This is a genomic window from Rhodococcus shunpengi (genome assembly GCF_048381395.1).
Taxonomy (GTDB): domain Bacteria; phylum Actinomycetota; class Actinomycetes; order Mycobacteriales; family Mycobacteriaceae; genus Rhodococcus.
In genome coordinates this window covers 189,793-206,051 of sequence record NZ_JBLWIU010000012.1, presented here as the reverse complement: position 1 = coordinate 206,051, position 16,259 = coordinate 189,793, and the positions used below count along the sequence as shown (strand labels likewise).

Sequence of the window (16,259 nt, the reverse complement as noted above, 5' to 3'; positions counted from 1 at the left end):
CACCACCCCCGATTCGTCGTCTCGGTAGATCCGCTCGCGAATTCGCCATCCGCTACAGCAATTTGCCGCAGCGGATGGCGAAAGATGTAGCGGATCGCTCTAGCGGCCGGCGGTGCCCGCGATGTTCTCGAGCATCCCGCGGAAGATGATGCCGTGGAAGGGAACCAGCGCGTACCAGTAGAGACGGCCGGCGACGCCGCGCGGGAAGAAGATCGCCCGCTGGTGCACGCGCGACCGACCCGACTCCCGAGGTTCGACCCGCCATTCGAGCCACGCCCCGCCGGGTGCCCGCATCTCCGCGCGCAGGCGCAGCAGCGTCGGGCGTTCGATCCGTTCGACGCGCCAGAAGTCCAGGGCGTCGCCGGTGTGCAGGGTCTTCGGGTCGCGGCGACCCCGGTGGAGTCCGACGCCGCCGACGAACCGGTCGAGCCAGCCGCGGATGGTCCACGCCAACGGGAAGGAATACCAACCGTTCTCGCCGCCGATGCTCTCGACGACGGCGAACACCTTCTCCGGAGACGAATCCGACTCGAGTGACCGTTCGTCGGTGAAGACGACCTCGCCGGCCCAGTCCGGATCGGACGGAAGCGGATCGGCGGGCGCACCGACCGGTGACGCGTTCGTCCACGTCGTCTCGACCTCTCCCCGTTCGATACGTCCGAGGGCGAGCCGGACGGCGTCGCGGTAACCGGTGAGGCCGGATTCCGGTGGGGGGATGATCGAGTCGACGTCGTGGTTGCGCATCACCGCGTCGGTCGACAGCGATTCGAGGAGCGCCCGGCCGAGAGGCGGAGGGATCGGCGTGACCAGACCGATCCACAGACCGGCGAGCTTCGGGGTGAGGACGGGAAGGACGAGGATCCGGCGTTTCGTCAGACCGGCGACCTCCGAGTACTGCTGCATCATCTCGCCGTACCGCAGGACGTCGGGCCCACCGATGTCGTAGGTGCCGCTGCGGGGGAGGGGTGCATCGGCGGCGGCGACCAGATAGTGCAGGACGTCGCGCACCGCGATGGGCTGGATCCGGTTGTTCACCCAGCGCGGAGTGGTCATGACGGGGAGCCGGTTGCTCAGGTGCCGGATCATCTCGAACGACGCCGAACCCGAACCGATCACGACCCCGGCCTGCAGCACGAGCGTCGGCACACCGGAATCCGTCAGGATGCGTCCGACCTGGGCGCGCGAATACAGGTGCGGTGAGAGATCACCAGACTCCGGGTGCAGCCCACCGAGGTACACGATGCGGGAGACTCCGTTGTCGCGTGCCGCGTCGGCGACGTTCTGTGCGGCCCGCTTCTCCGCGTCGACGAACTCGTCGCGGCCGCCCATCGAATGCACCAGGTAGTACACGACGTCGATGTCGCGACACGCCTCGTGCAGCGATTCGGCGTCGTCGAGGTCGCCGCGGACGATCTCGACGTCGTCGGCCCACGGCACGTCGCGCAGTTTGTCGGGGCTGCGCGCGAGCACCCGTACCCGGTAACCCGCCTCGAGCAGGCGTGGAGCGAGCCGGCCACCGATGTAACCGGTCGCTCCGGTGACCAGGACTCGCTTTCCGCTCACGGCTCCTCCAGGATGTGGCCGAGTTGATGGCGCAGCGACGCTTCGAGATCGGGACGCCGGAACCGGTGCCCGACGTCGATCAGCGCCTTCGGGACGACGAACTGATCGGCCTTGGCGACCTCGCGTGCACCCTCGTCGCCGAGCAGCAACCGGGGGCCGAAACCGGGGACGGGCAGCAGTGCGGGACGGTGCAGCACCGACGCCAGTACCCGGGTGTACTCCTCGTTGCGCACCGGTTGCGGTGCAACGGCGTTCACCGGCCCGGCCAGGCCCGGGTCGGTGAGGGCGCGGTGATAGACCTCGAGGAGGTCGTCGATGTCGATCCAGGAGAACCACTGCCGGCCGTCGCCGAGCCGGCCTCCGAGACCACTCGCGAACAGCGGCCGCATCAACTGGAGCGTTCCGCCGCGGGGTGTCTGGACGATGCCGGTGCGCACGTGCACGACCCGCATGCCCTTCTTCTCCGCGGGATGTGCCGCGGCCTCCCAGTCGGCGACGACGTCGGCGAGGAAACCCCTTCCACGTGACGCTTTCTCCTCGAGCGGTGTGTCTCCTCGGTCGTAACCGTAGAAGCCGATCGCGGACGCGGAGACGAAGGTCGCAGGACCGTTGGGTGTCGTCGCGGCGAGTTCGGCGAGTCGGCGTGTCGGTTCGATGCGGCTGTCGCGGATCGCGGCCTTGTGGGAGTCGGTGAACCGTCCCGCGATCGACGCGCCCGCGAGGTGGACGACGGCGTCGACGCCTTCGAGCAGGTCGGGCGCCGGATCCTGCGGGTCCCAGCGTCGTTCGTCGGGGCGCTGCGGTTTCCGGCGCACCAGGCGGACGACCTGGTAGCCACCCGTGGACAGAAATGCCGTCAGGGCGGTACCCACGAGTCCGCTCGATCCGGTCACCGCGACCGTCCCGGGCCGGATGCCCTGTGCGTGCGACCAGCGGTGGCTCGCGAGATCGTCGGCGAGCTGGCGATGCCGGTAACGGAAGGTCTGGGTGAGGAAACGGCCCGGTACCGGTGTGTCGACGCGATCGGTGACGCGGGTGCGGAATTCGTCGACGACGTCGAAACGGTGTTCGTGGCGCCACGAGCCGATGACGGTGGCGGGGCGCGACAAAAGACCGTCGTGGGAGAGTTCGTCGACGAAACGCGCTGGTGGATCGTAATCCTCGGGTCTGTGCCGGGAGATCCAGCGCAGTCCGCCGGGGAGACCGAGGACGGCCGTGCCGGATTCGAGGGAGTCGGCCTCGGCGACGACGCTCATCGGTTGCCAGGGCGGGATCAGACGGAGGATGGCGCCGGGACGGGAGTGCCAGTCGAACACTTCGTCACGCGGTGCGTCGACGACGCTCGAGAATTCGATGCCCATGCCCTACCTCCCGTTCGCAGAGTGCTCACCCGGTGGTGACGGCGCCGGAGCGGACTCCGGCGCCGTATCCACTCAAGCAGGAAGGACGCTGATCAGGAAGGTGTATGCGTCGACGAGCGGGTTGTGGATGGCCATGAAAGCTGCTTCGACGAGAGCGCGCACTGCGGTGTCCTTTCGTTGGGTGTACGGCGAACACGTTGTCCGTCCGGAAGTTGTTCGGAGCACCGCCACGACCGGATGGGTCGTTTCGCCGTCGTCTTCATCGGGCTGAGCGAATCCGCTCGTATCTGTCCAGAGCGACGCGACGTTCGTGTGCGTGATCGACGACCGGTTCCGGATATCCGTCCGGAGGGCCGTCGGGCAGGCTGTGCACACGAGCGCCGTCGATGCTCCGCAGTTCGGGTACCCACCTGCGCACGTATTCACCCGTCGGATCGAACTTCTCGCCCTGCCGGGTCGGATTGAACACCCGGAAGTAGGGAGCGGCGTCGGTGCCGCTACCTGCCGTCCACTGCCAATTGTGTTGGTTGGACGCCAGATCGCCGTCCACCAGATGCTTCATGAAATGTCGTGCCCCGCGCCACCACGGCAGGTGCAGGTCCTTCGTCAGGAAGGACGCGACGATCATCCGCACCCGGTTGTGCATGACCCCCTCGGCGAGGAGCTGCCGCATCCCGGCGTCCACGATCGGGAATCCCGTCCGGCCCTCGCACCATGCCGCGAACAGGGCGTCGGCGTCGGGTCCGGAATCGTAGGTGATGGCGTCGAAGTCGCTGTTGTAGTTGGTCCGGGCGGTCTCGGGCCGCTGGAACAGGACGTCGGCGTAGAAGTCGCGCCACGCCAGTTCGCTGCGGAAGGTGACGGCCCCGTCGTCCGACCGGTTCCTCATGTCGTGCAGCAGGGTCCGCGGATGGATACAGCCGAATTTCAGATAGGGCGACAGGCCGCTCGTGCCGTCGAAGGCCGGCCGGTCGCGGTCGGTGGCGTACCGCTCGAGACCGTCGTCGAGGAATTCGCGCCACCGCACCAGCGCGGCCGCCTCTCCGGGGGGAGGTGCGGGTTCGTCGCCCGCCTCGGGAATCGGCACGCGTGCGGAGCAGCTGCTCGGGTCGACCCAGTCGGCGGTGTCCGGTCCGGTCGCCGCGGGTGTGTGCCATCCGTGGTCGTTCCAGGCGCGGCGGAAGGCCGAGAACACCTTGTATGCAGTGCCGTCGGGTTTCGTCACGCGGCCCGGCGTGACGGCATACGGCGAGCCGGTGGCCACCAACGGAACGTCGCCGAGCGCTTCGGCGACCGCCCGGTCACGTCGCGTGCCGTAGGGCCCGTGATCCGAGCTGATGTGGACCGCGGTCGCATCGAACTCGGCGGCGACCTGCGGCACCAGGGTCACCGGGTCTCCCTGGACGACGAGCAGGCGCCCGCCGAGATCCCGGTCGAGGGCTCGCAGGCATCCCATGAGGAAGTCGCGCCGGCGGGCCCCGGACGGGCGGAGCAGTGCGTCGTCGAGGACGAACAGGGCGAGGACGTCGTCGGCGGCCTCGGTGGCCGAGAGCAGGGTGGGTAGATCGTTCAGTCGGAGATCACGACGGAACCAGATGATGCTGGGGCGGGCCATGGATCCAGTGTCGGGGACAATGGGTGTCATGTCCGACGCATTCGATGTACCGATCCGTGACGAGTCGATCCGGCTCGGTCAGTTCCTCAAGCTCGCAAGCCTCATCGAGTCGGGTGCGGAGGCCAAGGAAGTGATCGCCGACGGCCTGGTGTCGGTCAACGGTGACGTGGAGGTGCGTCGCGGCCGTCAGCTGAAGGTGGGCGACGTGGTGGAGATCGCCGGGGCGAGCGCGCGGGTCGCGCACGAATAGCGGGTCGACCCGCGCGCTCGGCTGATCAGTTCTCGGCGCGGACGACGACGCCGTCGGAGTCGCTGTAGACGATCTCGCCCGGGTTGAACGTCACGCCGCCGATCTCGACGGGCACGTTCTTCTCACCGGAGCCGGTCTGGGTGCTCTTGCGCGGGTTGGTGCCGAGGGCCTTGATGCCGATGTCGAGCGTGCGCAGGATCGCGGAGTCGCGGACCGCGCCGTTGACGATGACCCCGGCCCAGCCGTTGTCGACACCGCGACCGGCGATGATGTCGCCGACGAGCGCGGTGTGGATGCTGCCACCGCCGTCGACGACGAGCACGCCGCCGTTGCCCGGCTCGGAGAGAGTCTGCTTGACGAGCAGGTTGTCCTGGAAGCAGCGGATGGTGGTGATGGGGCCGACGAACTCGGTGCGGCCGCCGAACTGGATGAACTGCGTGTCGCAGCTGCGGATGTCCGGGCCGATCTCGTCGGCGAGGTCTGCAGTGGCTGTGAAGGCAGGGGCGTCACTCATGGTGCGAGGATAAGCGGATGCGCTGCCCCGCACAGGGGGAGGCCCGATCAGGACGCGCGGCCGAAACGGCGCTCGTAGTCCTCTCGTTCGCGCGCGGCGCGGGCGCGTGCCTTCGCGCTGAGCAGCTCCGGATCGAGACCGTGCTGCTGGAGGCGGTGCCGTTGCCAGATGGGCATCAACGCCACCGAGAAGTAGACCCACGGCAGCAGCAGCAACAGCATCATCGCGATCGGGATCCACACCGGCCCCGGGATCAGCAGGAACAGCAGGAGCAGCGGGATGATCGGCAGATTCCATCGCAGCAGGTAGCGGCGTGTTCCGCCGGGGCCCAGGACGTCGTCGCGTACCCACTGCCGCATCTCGGGCGGTAGCGCGCGACCGAACATGTAGCCGATCCGCTGCAGGAAATTCGGTCGTGCACTACTCATCATGAGACCCAGGATAGGCCGTCACCCTTCGTAGAGGCCTGCCAGCCTGTCGGCGAAGTTGTCGACGACGACCTTCCTGCGCAGCTTCATGCTCGGCGTCAGATCGCCCGATTCGATCGACAGCTCACGCTCGATGATCGTGAACTTCTTGATCTGTTCCCACCGATTGAGCTGCAGGTTCAGCTCGTCGATGTAGCCGGAGACGAGTTGGTGGGTCTTGTCGTGCCGTGCGATGTCCTCGAACGACCCGCTCACACCGTTCTTGTTCGCCCATTCACCGATGGATTCCGGATCGAGCGCCACCAGCGCCACGCAGTAGGGCTTGCCCTCGCCGTAGACGACGATCTCCGAGGCGTACGGGCACATGCCCTTGAAGGTCGCTGCCAGCGACGACGGGGCGACGTACTTGCCCTGCGACGTCTTGAACATGTCCTTCTTGCGGTCGGTGATGCGCAGATAGCCCTCGTCGTCGAGGCTGCCGATGTCGCCGGTGTGGAACCATCCGTCGTCGGAGAGCGACTCGGCGGTCGCGTCGGGCCGGTTGTGGTAGCCGGTCATCACACCGGGGCCGCGGACGAGCACCTCGCCGTCCTCCGCGATGCGGACCTCCGTGCCCGGGACGGGCCAGCCCACCGTGCCGATGCGGTTGGCGTAGGGACGGTTGACGAATGTCGCGGCAGAGGTCTCTGTGAGGCCGTAACCCTCGAGGACGGGGATGCCGACGGCGTCGAACCATTCGCCGACCTCGGGGTTGAGCGCCGCCGAACCGGAGATGAAGAACCGCAGGTGACCACCGAAGCGTTCGCGGATGGTGGAGAAGACCAGCTTGTCGGCGAGGCCGTGCTGCAGCTTGTCGAGCAGTCCGGGCGACCTGCCGGCCTGCTTCGCCTTCGAGACCTTCCGGCCCACGCCCACGGCCCAGTCGAAGATCTTCTTCTTGGCGCCGCCTTCCTCTTCCATCATTCCCTCGACGCGCGCGTGGGCCTTCTCGAAGATGCGAGGGGCCGCACCCATGAAGGTCGGGCGGACGACCGCGAGGTTCTCGACGATCTTGTCGACGCGCCCGTCGACCGCGGTGGGGAAGCCGATCTGCAGGGGGAGGGTGAGCAGCACCTTGCCGAAGACGTGCGACAGCGGCAGCCACAGATACTGCAGGTCGTCGGGGCTGAGCATGTGCAGCGCGTCGATGGCGGCGGCCTCGTAGGTCCACGCCGAGTGCGGCAGGCGCACGCCCTTGGGCTTGCCGGTGGTGCCCGAGGTGTAGATGAGTGTGGCCAGGTGCTCGGCCCTGATGCTGTGGATGCGGTTGAGCACCGCTCCGGAGTCCTCGGCGAGCAGACCGCGGCCCAGTTCGGCGAGCTCGTCGAAGTTGATGACCCAATCACCGTCGCCGGTGCCGTCGACCACCACGACCTTCGCCACGTCGGGCAGATCGCCGCGGTGGCTCACGAGCTTCTCGACCTGCCCGGCGTCCTCGGCGATGACGATCCGGCTGCCGGAGTCGGCGACGATGAACGCCACGTCGTCGGCGTGGGTGGTGGGGTAGACGGTGGTGGTCGCGGCGCCCGCGCACATGACGGCGAGGTCGGAGAGCACCCATTCGTACCGAGTGGACGATGCGAGGGCCACACGGTCCTCGGATTCGATGCCCAGGGAGATCAGGCCGGCCGCGAGCAGCCGCACCCGGTCTCCGGTCTGCTCCCAGGTGACCGAGGTCCAGCCGCCGGCCCCGTCGGGGAAGCGGAAGGCCTCGGCGTCGGGCGTGGTGGACACTCGGTCGAGCAACAGGCGGGCGACCGAGGGAGCCCGGTTGTCGATGACCGCTCGGTCGACCTTTTCCTCGGAGACGCGCGTTGTTGTCGTCATGCATCGAAGTCTAGGGAGCAGGACCGTGCTTCTGGCTAATATAAGTAGAAACTTATATAATGGGGTCCATGCACGGGTTCGAGGTCCTCGCAGATCCGGTTCGCCGCCGCATTCTCGAACTGCTCGCGGGAGGCCCGCAGGCGGCCGGTGAGATCGCCGCGGCGATCGGCCGGGAGTTCTCCATCTCCCAGCCGGCGGTCTCGCAACATCTCAAGATCCTGCGCGACCAGCGGTTCGCAGCCGTCCACAAGGACGGCACCCGCCGCTACTACGAACTCGATCCCGCGGTCCTCGTCGAACTCGAGGACTGGCTGGCGGGTCTGCATCCCCCGGTCTTCGCGGCTCTGGACGCGCTGGAGACCGAGATCGCGCGCGGCAAGCGTGAGCGGCGGAGCCGCGACGCCGTCCCGCCCGCGCTGCCTGCTTCCGACGAGAGAAGGAAATCCTCATGAAGAACGTGATCACGAGCAACGAGACGAGTCGTCGCACGGTCGGTCGTCGCACCGTCGAGGGCCGCGAGGCCAAGGTCGTCACGATCTCGCGCAGCTACCGCACGAGCGCCGAGGACCTGTGGGAGGCGTGCACCGACCCGCGGCGCATCCCCCGCTGGTTCCTGCCCGTCGAGGGCGACCTCGAGGTCGGTGGCCGGTACCAGCTCCAGGGCAACGCCGGTGGCGAGGTCCTCACCTGCGAACCGCCCCGGACGTTCACGGCCACCTGGGAATTCGCGGGTCAGGTGAGTTGGATCGAGGTGTCGGTCCTGCCCGAACCGGGAGACCGTGCGCGCCTGGAACTGACACACATCGCCCACCCCGACGAGCACTGGGAGCAGTACGGACCCGGCGCGGTCGGTATCGGTTGGGACCAGGCACTTCTCGGACTCGGCCTGCACATCGAATCGGGAGAGGCGGTGGATCCGAAGGAATTCGAGACGTGGTCGATGTCCGAGGAAGGTCTGCAGTTCGTCCGCGACAGCAGCGCGGCCTGGTGCGAGGCCGACATCGCCGCGGGCGAGGACCCCGAACAGGCACGCGCCGCCGCCGAGCGGACGAGTGCGTTCTACACGGGCGGATAGAACGGACTCGGGCTGCGTCTCCGGCGCACGTGGGTCAGGCGGGGGCTCCGACGCCGACCACGTCGAGGTCGTGGCCGATGACCAGGCGCCCGTCGAATCCGGCGCCGCATCCTTCCCAAGTGGAATCGGGGCGATTGCCCGGGACCATGTGCGAGAGCACCAAGGTTCCCACGCCGGCTTCCTGGGCGATCGGACCGAGATCCTCGATGAGGGTGTGGGATTGGACGAGGTGCTGGTAGAGCCCTTCCTGAGCATCCGTGCGGGGTTCGGGGAACAACGATTCCGGCCAGGCGGGGTCGATCACCTCATGCACCAGGACGTCCGCTCCCCGTGCGAGTTTCACGAGATTGGGGGTGGGTCCGGTGTCCCCGGAGAAGACGATCGACCCGTCGTCGCTGTCGAAACGGTAGGCGAGAGCGGGAAAGACGGGAGCGTGGTCGACCAGGATCGCGGACACCCGGACGCGGTCGTCCTCGAAGAAGGTGAACGGTTCCATGTCCGGGCAGGGATTACCGTTCGGATCGGCGAGATACTGCGCCGGTACCGGAACGTCGAAGGCCTCCCACAAGGCGTCGGGGGCGGGCTTACGATTGTCGAACAGGCGGTCGTTGAAGTCGGTGGCGAATGCCTGGACGAGCAGGTCGGTCATCTCCCGGGTGCCCGGTGTGGGATTGCCCGGTGCCACGGGTTCCGGTGCGGGGCCCTCCCCGAACAGGGGTGGAAGTACTCCGCGATTGCCCGGGCCGTAGACGGGGATCTTCTCCACGTGCTGCAGTCCGTTGTAGATCCCCTCGGTGAGGATGTTGTTGAGGTCGACGACGTGATCGGAATGGAGATGCGTCAGGAAGATGCCGCCCAGCGCGTCGAGGGGGCCGTCGAGGTCGGTGGCGAAGTTGGGTCCGAGTTCCGCCCCGCGTAGGCGTCGCATGACACCGTGACCGGCGTCGACGAGGTAGTACCGGTCTCCGACCACAACGGCGGAGGAGATGCCTTCGCGTTCGCTCCCGGGCCAGTAGGGAGGACCACCCGAGGTGCCGAGCAGGACCAGGCGTGTCCGTTGCCCTCGATACGGCTCCGGCGCGAACCGGCGATCGGGTGTCGGGGCCGCAACAGCGGTGTCGGCACCGGGACTGCATGCGGTGGCCGCCACGGCCGTCGCGCCGACGGCGAAACTGGCCAACAACTTTCGCCGGGATACCCCGGCCGTGTGCAGCCGTCCCAGAACATCACACATGTGCACGCTCCCCTCCGGCCGCGTTGCCGCGAACCGTTCCGCGATCGAATGTGACGCAGACCATATGGGTGGGGTGTGTGGGTGTCGATCCGGTGAGCGCGGTCGCGATCCGGTGAGCGCGGTCGGGCCGAACGGTCCTCGATGTTCGTGCTCAGCAGGCCGTGTTCAGTCGTCCGAGCGACGCCGCTGCCGGGCGTTCGCGTGTGCGGCAGCCGAACGCAGCACCTGCGGCGTGCGTCGCGCCGCCCGGAGAACGGCGCGGTCGAAGGGGTTGAGCGAGACCCGTTTCCGCGGTGCCTGCAGGGACGGACGGCCGCCGGTCAGGGCGAAGAGGCGGACCTTGCCCGGCACACCGGCGAGCCGATGCGATCCCCTGTCGGCGAACTGCAGTCCCGACCCACCGGCCAGCTCACGCACGTGGCTCGAGACGAGCACCTCGCCGGGACGGGCCGCCGCGCCGATGCGCGCTCCCACGTGCACCGTCAGGCCGGTGACGTCCGTCCCGGTCGGCTCGACGGTGCCGGCGTGCACCCCGGCGCGCACCTCGAACCCGAGGCGGCGGGCCTCCGCGACGATCCGCGCCGCGCACTGCACGGCGGCCACGGGTCCGTCGAACAGGCTGAAGGTGCCGTCCCCGACGGTGCTCACCAGTTGCCCGCCCGTTTCGGTCACGGCGAACCGCACGTCGCGTTCGTGACGTGCGAGCAGTGCCCGGTAGGAGGTGTCGCCGATGCGTGCGATGAGCTTGGTCGACCCGACGATGTCGGTGAACAGGGTCGCCGCGAAGCGCCGGCCGGCGTCGACGGGTGGGACGGATCCGCGGACGAGTTCCTCGACCATCGTCTGGACCTGCGACCACGCTTCGCCGAGCGCGGCGCCACGCGGTGACGGCCGGGTGATCACGAGCTCTCCGTGAGGCACCAGATCGGCCAGATGTCTCGCCGGACCCACCGGTATCGAACCCCCGGCGACCAGCACCACTTTCGTCGGGCACTGCACCGAGCCGAGGGCGTGCGAATAGTCGATCCGCAGGCTCGCCTCGAGGTGTGCGCTCATCGTGCTCGGCGACGCGGAGCACCGCTCGAGCATGGCCATCAACCGGCGGTTGTAGGAACTGTCGACGTGGCCGTCGGTCAACGGAACCGTGCGTCCCTCACCCCAGTGCCGGACGGCGTCGCGCCACAGCTCGACGAACTCGGCGATTTCGGCCTCCGCCCACCCGTGCGGTGGCCGGTCGTAGTCGAGCAGCGGTTCGCAGTACGGCGCGATCAGCATCAACGCATTGACCCGTTCGGGGGCGGTCGCCGCGACGAGCACTTGGGGGCCGCACGTGCTGTGGATCCCGACGAGGGTGGCGTGCCGGATCTGCTCGGCGTCCATGACGGCGAGGACGTCCTCGGCCTGCTGTTCGATCGTGGGCACGTGGTCGACGGGATCGGAGAGCCCGAAACCGCGGCGCTGGAAGTAGACGGCGCGCGAATAGGTGGCGAGTCGTTCGAAGAGCGAGTGCATGTACGGATCGGTCCACAACAGGTCCAGATGCATCTGGACCTCGAAGAACCACACGACGTCGGTCGGGCCCGTTCCGACCACCCCGTAGGCCAGATTGTGACCGTCGCGGGGCAGATACCGGGTCACCGGCGGGTCCATCAGTCCAGACTATCGGGGTAAAAACTGAAGAGGCCGTGTTCCGACGAGGAGTGCGGCGGTGTAGAACTCGCAGAATCGGGCAATCCGGTCTCGAATCCGCGGGCGACGAGTTCTGTGGAGAAGGGATGAAACGATGACACGTTCGTCGGAAGCGGGTGATATCGGACGCCGTATGGCGCAGCTCGCGCGCGGTTTCTACCACCCCACCGATCTCGACGAGACTCTGCGCGGCGTGACGGCGGCCGCGGTCGAACTGGTGGAGGGGGCCGATTGCGCCGACATCCTCATCGTGACCGGCCGCAAGCAGTTCCGTTCCCTCGCCGCGACCTCGGAACTCGCCGAACACCTCGACGACGTCCAGGAGCAGTTCGGTGAGGGTCCGTGCCTCGATGCGAGCTTCAAGTACCTGGTGGTGCGCTCGGAAGATCTTCGATCGGAGACGCGCTGGCCGCGTTTCGCGAAGGCCGCGGTGGATGCGGGTGTACTCAGCACGTTGTCGTTCCAGTTGTATCTCGAGCAGGAGAGCATGGGTGCGCTGAACATGTTCTCCTTCGAGGCCGATGCCTTCGATCCGCTCGCGGAGGCGACCGCCGAGGTCCTGGCCGCCCACGCGGCGATGGCGATGAGTGCGGCGCGCAGCCAGGGACAGTTCGCCTCCGCCCTGGCGACCCGCGACATCATCGGACAGGCCAAGGGCATGATCATGGAACGTTTCGGCATCGACGCCGTCGCGGCCTTCGAACTTCTGCGCAGGCTCTCGCAGGACAGCAACGTCCCCCTCGCCGAGGTAGCCCAGGGAATCGTCCGGGCAGGGCCCGAGCGGCACGACGATCGGGAGACCGGACTCGACTCCTCGTCTGTGTGACAGCGCACACCCCACCCGGGTAGGTTTGGTGAAACCGCAAGTACTACTCACCGGTAGGGGTGCATCATGCCAGCTCCGAGCGCTGCGACCTTCCAGCGTCTTGCCGACCTCATAGCCATCCCCGACGCCGCCGAGCGGACCACCCGCCCGGTCGTCGAGGCATTCACCGGACGGGAGCTGGCCACCGTGCCGGTCGGCACGGCCGAGGACACGAAGGCCGCGATCGACCGGGCCCGCACCGCGCAGGTGGCGTGGGCGAAGCTGCCCGTGGAGAAGCGTGCCGCGATCATGCACCGCTACCGCGAACTCGTGCTCTCCCGGCGCGAGCAGCTCATGGACATGGCGCAGGCCGAGACCGGCAAGTCCCGCGTCTCCGCGCAGGAAGAGGTGCTCGACATCTCGATGACCGCGCGGTTCTACGCGCGCGTCGCACCGAAGCTGCTGCGCCCCCGCAAGGCCACGGGCATGCTGCCGGTCCTGACGAAGACCACCGTCCTGCACCATCCCAAAGGTGTCGTCGGCGTGATCGCGCCGTGGAACTACCCGATGACGCTGGCGGTCTCGGATGCGATCCCCGCCCTGCTCGCCGGCAACAGCGTGGTGCTCAAGCCCGACAGCCAGACGCCCTACTGCGCGCTCGCCGTCGTCGAACTCCTCTACGAGGCCGGTGTTCCCCGCGACGTCTTCGCCGTGGTCACCGGTCCCGGCACCGTGGTGGGCACCGCGATCGTCGAGAACACCGATTACCTGATGTTCACGGGTTCGTCGGAGACGGGACGTCTGCTCGCCGAGCAGGCCGGCCGGCGCCTCATCGGGTTCTCGGCCGAACTCGGCGGCAAGAACCCCATGATCGTCACCTCGGGGGTGAACCTGCGCGAGGTCACCGACGCCGCCGTGCGGGCATGCTTCTCGAACTCCGGGCAGCTGTGCATCTCGATCGAGCGGATCTACGTCGAGAAGTCGATCGCCCCCGAGTTCATCCGGATGTTCGGGGCGCGGGTACGCGAGATGTCGCTCGGTCCCGACTACGACTTCGGCACCGAGATGGGCTGCCTCATCAGCGAGAGCCAGGTCAAGACGGTGACCCGGCACATCGAGGACGCCGTCGCCAAGGGCGCGACCGTTGTTGCGGGCGGCAAGGCCCGGCCCGATCTCGGCCCGTTGTTCTTCGAACCCACCGTGCTCACCGACGTGCCCGAGGACGCCGAGTGCTACCGGAACGAGACGTTCGGCCCGGTGGTGTCGATCTATCCGGTGGAGAACGTCGAGGAGGCGATCCGCGAGGCCAACGACACCGAGTACGGACTCAACGCGTCGGTGTGGGGCGCGACGAAGGCGCAGGGCGAGGCCATCGCGGCGCGGGTGCGTGCCGGCACGGTGAACGTCGACGAGGGATACGCTCCGGCGTGGGGTAGCACCGACGCGCCGATGGGCGGCATGGGCATCTCCGGCATGGGACGCCGCCACGGCGCGGAGGGTCTGTACAAGTACACCGAGGCACAGACCATCGCGACGACGCGACTGCTCAATCTCGATGGCCCCCGCGGACTTCCGCGACGGATGTGGGCGAAGATGCTCGCCCCCTTCGTCAAGTCGATGCAGTGGCTGCCGGGTCGTTAGGAACCGGATCGTTCTTCCGCACGATGGTGGTCGCGAGGGGCTTCTCGACGACGAGACACAGCAGGACCCCCGCGACCACCACGAGCGGCGCGATGTACAGGTAGATCGGGACGAGCGCGTCGTTGTACGCCTCGAGAACCGGTTGCCGGAGCGCGTCGGGTAGTGCCCGGACCGCGCCGGGGGTCAGCGAATCCGGATTGTCGATGCCGGTTCCCGACAGTCCACCGGCCAGGCGCGTGGCGAAGACACTGCCGACGACGGCGGAACCGAGGGTTGCGCCGATCTGCCGGAAGTAGTTGTTGCCCGCCGTCGCGGTGCCGACCTCCTCGACGGGGAAGGAATTCTGCACGACCAGCACGAGAAGCTGCATGGACGTGCCGAATCCGATGCCGAGCACGGCGAACCAGCAGCCCAGCACCCAGATCGGGGTGTCCGCGCCGAGGGTCGACAGGAGCACCAGACCGGCCGTGACGAAGACCGACCCGATGATCGGGATCCTTTTGTAGCGGCCGGTTCTCGTGACGTACCGTCCCGCGAGCGTCGACGTCAGGAACAACGTCCCCATCATGGGGAGCATCAGCAGACCGGCGGCGGTGGCGCTCACGCCCGCGACCATCTGGAGGTAGGTGGGCATGTAGGCGGCCACGCCGAACAGTGCGACGCTCATGACGAATCCGGCTGCGGTGACGAGATCGAAGTTGCGGTCGCAGAACAGGTGCAGGCCGATCACGGGTTCGGCGGCACGTCGTTCCACCGCGACGAACAACACCACACCGGCTGCCGTAGCGGCGATCAGCGCGATCACGACCGGCGACGACCACGGATAGCGTGAACCGCCCCAGGTCGCGACGAGCACGAGAAGCGTCGTGACGATGGACAGCACGGCCATGCCGAGCACGTCGATCCGCCGGCCCGAACCGGAGACGCGGGGCAGGCGCAGGAAGACCAGCGCCGCGACGACGGCGACAGCACCGAGCGGCACGTTCATCCAGAACACCCACCGCCAACCGGGACCCTCGGTGAACCATCCGCCGAGCAACGGACCGGCCACCGACGACAGGGCGAAGACGCTGCTCATGATGCCGAGATACTTCCCGCGCTGACGAGCGGGGATCACATCGGCGATGGTGGCCTGCGACAGCACCATCAGGCCACCGCCACCGGCGCCCTGGACGGCCCGGCCGACGATGAGCCACGTGATGTCCCCGGCGAGAGCGCCGATCGTCGATCCGACGACGAAGATCGTCAACGCGGTGAGCAGCAGCGGTTTTCGTCCGAAGAGATCCCCGAGTTTGCCGTAGGCGGGCATTGTGATCGTCGACGCGAGGATGTAGGCGGTGATGACCCAGAGCATCCGGTCCACGCCGTGGAGTTCGCCGACGATGGTCGGCAGTGCGGGATTCAGGACGGTCTGATTGAGCGACGCGGCCAGCATGGCGAGCATGAGGCCGGCAAAGACGAAGGTGACCCGCGGGGTGCTCTGTTCCGGTGCGGGCGTGGCTCCTTCGGACTCGTCTCGGAGTGGGTCCGTCACGGTCGCGTGACCTCCCGGAACAACTGGCAGGTGCGACGCAGGACCGAGTCGGCGTCGGCCTCCGTCTTCCCGGGGGCGGTGAGCAGCGGGCGCAACGCGGAGCGCATGAGGGCACCGGCGACGGTGACGATCATGTCGGCGGTGTCGTGCACGGTGTTCCCGGGCGTCGGTCCGCCGTCCGCGAGACGGGCGGTGACGAGCTCGGCGACGACGGCCTCGACGTCGTCGATGTGCTGGAAGCGTCTGCGCGCGAGTTCGGGATGGCGGTCCATGAGCGCGATGTACTCGTCGTAACCGATCTCGCGTCGGCTCGCTGCCGTGCGGAAGACCGCGAGGAGCAGGAAGGCGACCTTCTCGACGAGGTCGTCGCCCGGTGCGAAGTCGAAACCGTCGGCGATGGCGTCGTCGATGACGGGGGAGGACAGGCCGAGGACGGCGTCCTCCTTCGATCGGAAGTAGTTGAAGAAGGTGCGCGGTGAGACCTCCGCCTGCTCGGCGATGGCCTCGACGGTGATGTCGGCCAGGCGGGTGTGGCGTGCTGCGGCGTCGGCTGCGGCCAGGTGGATCGCCGTCCACGTGCGGGCGCGTTTGCGTTCGCGGTGAGAGATCGTCACGGTGCGGACGGTGTCCGACGCAGCTGCAGTCATGAAGTTTTACAGTAGCGCAAGTTTCCGAATATGAAAA

15 protein-coding genes are annotated in these 16,259 nt (G+C 67.8%); 5 read left to right on the top strand and 10 right to left on the bottom strand.

The genetic code is table 11. The annotated features are described in order from the left end of the window. Positions 1-99 precede the first annotated feature (99 nt). The 3 genes from ACNJ7K_RS06190 to ACNJ7K_RS06180 all read right to left on the bottom strand — a co-directional run bounded on the left by ACNJ7K_RS06190 (position 100) and on the right by ACNJ7K_RS06180 (position 4,539). Positions 100-1,563, bottom strand: a complete 1,464-nt coding sequence (locus ACNJ7K_RS06190) for an SDR family oxidoreductase (protein ID WP_120281005.1) — start codon at positions 1,561-1,563, stop codon at positions 100-102. Beyond that, positions 1,560-2,924: a TIGR01777 family oxidoreductase gene (locus ACNJ7K_RS06185; RefSeq protein ID WP_487041364.1), complete on the bottom strand. Its 1,365-nt coding sequence runs from the start codon at positions 2,922-2,924 to the stop codon at positions 1,560-1,562. The genes ACNJ7K_RS06190 and ACNJ7K_RS06185 overlap by 4 nt, the downstream gene beginning before the upstream one ends. A 259-nt stretch (positions 2,925-3,183) precedes the next feature. Beyond that, positions 3,184-4,539 (bottom strand): cryptochrome/photolyase family protein, encoded by a 1,356-nt coding sequence (locus tag ACNJ7K_RS06180; RefSeq protein WP_487041363.1) that lies wholly within the window; start codon positions 4,537-4,539, stop codon positions 3,184-3,186. Between the two features lie 28 nt (positions 4,540-4,567). Here ACNJ7K_RS06180 and ACNJ7K_RS06175 point away from each other — a divergent pair, with 28 nt between their 5' ends. Further along, complete coding sequence (locus ACNJ7K_RS06175; protein WP_033097898.1) at positions 4,568-4,789, top strand: RNA-binding S4 domain-containing protein; 222 nt, start codon at positions 4,568-4,570, stop codon at positions 4,787-4,789. A 25-nt stretch (positions 4,790-4,814) separates the two neighbouring features. Here the strand turns inward: ACNJ7K_RS06175 and rraA are convergent, their stop codons facing one another. From rraA to ACNJ7K_RS06160, 3 genes are read right to left on the bottom strand one after another with little or no spacing between them, the layout of a single operon-like run. After that, positions 4,815-5,303 (bottom strand): ribonuclease E activity regulator RraA, encoded by a 489-nt coding sequence (gene rraA, locus ACNJ7K_RS06170; protein ID WP_016695034.1) that lies wholly within the window; start codon positions 5,301-5,303, stop codon positions 4,815-4,817. Positions 5,304-5,350: 47 nt separating this feature from the next. Further along, positions 5,351-5,734, bottom strand: coding sequence for a DUF5313 family protein (locus ACNJ7K_RS06165; RefSeq protein WP_120281009.1), 384 nt, complete (start codon positions 5,732-5,734; stop codon positions 5,351-5,353). An 18-nt stretch (positions 5,735-5,752) separates the two neighbouring features. Next, a complete protein-coding gene (locus tag ACNJ7K_RS06160; protein ID WP_487041362.1) occupies positions 5,753-7,597 on the bottom strand; it encodes an AMP-dependent synthetase/ligase in 1,845 nt (614 codons plus the stop codon). Positions 7,598-7,665: 68 nt separating this feature from the next. Here ACNJ7K_RS06160 and ACNJ7K_RS06155 point away from each other — a divergent pair, with 68 nt between their 5' ends. Both ACNJ7K_RS06155 and ACNJ7K_RS06150 read left to right on the top strand, forming a co-directional pair. Further along, positions 7,666-8,049 (top strand): ArsR/SmtB family transcription factor, encoded by a 384-nt coding sequence (locus tag ACNJ7K_RS06155; RefSeq protein ID WP_120283827.1) that lies wholly within the window; start codon positions 7,666-7,668, stop codon positions 8,047-8,049. After that, positions 8,046-8,672: an SRPBCC family protein gene (locus tag ACNJ7K_RS06150; RefSeq protein WP_487041361.1), complete on the top strand. Its 627-nt coding sequence runs from the start codon at positions 8,046-8,048 to the stop codon at positions 8,670-8,672. The genes ACNJ7K_RS06155 and ACNJ7K_RS06150 overlap by 4 nt, the downstream gene beginning before the upstream one ends. Before the next feature lie 34 nt (positions 8,673-8,706). On the opposite strand, the gene ACNJ7K_RS06145 is transcribed toward ACNJ7K_RS06150, so the two are convergent. Both ACNJ7K_RS06145 and ACNJ7K_RS06140 read right to left on the bottom strand, forming a co-directional pair. Further along, positions 8,707-9,852 (bottom strand): MBL fold metallo-hydrolase, encoded by a 1,146-nt coding sequence (locus tag ACNJ7K_RS06145; protein ID WP_487041360.1) that lies wholly within the window; start codon positions 9,850-9,852, stop codon positions 8,707-8,709. Between the two features lie 219 nt (positions 9,853-10,071). Beyond that, positions 10,072-11,556 (bottom strand): adenylate/guanylate cyclase domain-containing protein, encoded by a 1,485-nt coding sequence (locus ACNJ7K_RS06140; protein ID WP_487041359.1) that lies wholly within the window; start codon positions 11,554-11,556, stop codon positions 10,072-10,074. A gap of 133 nt (positions 11,557-11,689) precedes the next feature. On the opposite strand from ACNJ7K_RS06140, the gene ACNJ7K_RS06135 reads away from it, so the two are divergent. Together ACNJ7K_RS06135 and ACNJ7K_RS06130 are read left to right on the top strand one after the other, a co-directional pair. Further along, complete coding sequence (locus tag ACNJ7K_RS06135; protein WP_268654962.1) at positions 11,690-12,421, top strand: GAF and ANTAR domain-containing protein; 732 nt, start codon at positions 11,690-11,692, stop codon at positions 12,419-12,421. Positions 12,422-12,487: 66 nt separating this feature from the next. Beyond that, positions 12,488-14,041: a succinic semialdehyde dehydrogenase gene (locus tag ACNJ7K_RS06130; RefSeq protein WP_268654963.1), complete on the top strand. Its 1,554-nt coding sequence runs from the start codon at positions 12,488-12,490 to the stop codon at positions 14,039-14,041. On the opposite strand, the gene ACNJ7K_RS06125 is transcribed toward ACNJ7K_RS06130, so the two are convergent. Both ACNJ7K_RS06125 and ACNJ7K_RS06120 read right to left on the bottom strand, forming a co-directional pair. Next, positions 14,010-15,575 (bottom strand): MDR family MFS transporter, encoded by a 1,566-nt coding sequence (locus ACNJ7K_RS06125; protein ID WP_159417048.1) that lies wholly within the window; start codon positions 15,573-15,575, stop codon positions 14,010-14,012. The genes ACNJ7K_RS06130 and ACNJ7K_RS06125 overlap by 32 nt on opposite strands. After that, complete coding sequence (locus ACNJ7K_RS06120) at positions 15,572-16,222, bottom strand: TetR/AcrR family transcriptional regulator (RefSeq protein ID WP_487041358.1); 651 nt, start codon at positions 16,220-16,222, stop codon at positions 15,572-15,574. Before ACNJ7K_RS06120 ends, ACNJ7K_RS06125 begins: the two co-directional genes overlap by 4 nt. Between the last annotated feature and the right edge of the window lie 37 nt (positions 16,223-16,259).

Coding starts and splice junctions, on each gene's coding strand:
- ACNJ7K_RS06185 (WP_487041364.1), bottom strand. CDS start 2,924: ATGGGCATCGAATTCTCGAGCGTCGTCGACGCACCGCGTGACGAAGTG.
- ACNJ7K_RS06180 (WP_487041363.1), bottom strand. CDS start 4,539: ATGGCCCGCCCCAGCATCATCTGGTTCCGTCGTGATCTCCGACTGAAC.
- ACNJ7K_RS06175 (WP_033097898.1), top strand. CDS start 4,568: ATGTCCGACGCATTCGATGTACCGATCCGTGACGAGTCGATCCGGCTC.
- rraA (WP_016695034.1), bottom strand. CDS start 5,303: ATGAGTGACGCCCCTGCCTTCACAGCCACTGCAGACCTCGCCGACGAG.
- ACNJ7K_RS06165 (WP_120281009.1), bottom strand. CDS start 5,734: ATGATGAGTAGTGCACGACCGAATTTCCTGCAGCGGATCGGCTACATG.
- ACNJ7K_RS06160 (WP_487041362.1), bottom strand. CDS start 7,597: ATGACGACAACAACGCGCGTCTCCGAGGAAAAGGTCGACCGAGCGGTC.
- ACNJ7K_RS06155 (WP_120283827.1), top strand. CDS start 7,666: ATGCACGGGTTCGAGGTCCTCGCAGATCCGGTTCGCCGCCGCATTCTC.
- ACNJ7K_RS06150 (WP_487041361.1), top strand. CDS start 8,046: ATGAAGAACGTGATCACGAGCAACGAGACGAGTCGTCGCACGGTCGGT.
- ACNJ7K_RS06140 (WP_487041359.1), bottom strand. CDS start 11,556: ATGGACCCGCCGGTGACCCGGTATCTGCCCCGCGACGGTCACAATCTG.
- ACNJ7K_RS06135 (WP_268654962.1), top strand. CDS start 11,690: ATGACACGTTCGTCGGAAGCGGGTGATATCGGACGCCGTATGGCGCAG.
- ACNJ7K_RS06130 (WP_268654963.1), top strand. CDS start 12,488: ATGCCAGCTCCGAGCGCTGCGACCTTCCAGCGTCTTGCCGACCTCATA.
- ACNJ7K_RS06120 (WP_487041358.1), bottom strand. CDS start 16,222: ATGACTGCAGCTGCGTCGGACACCGTCCGCACCGTGACGATCTCTCAC.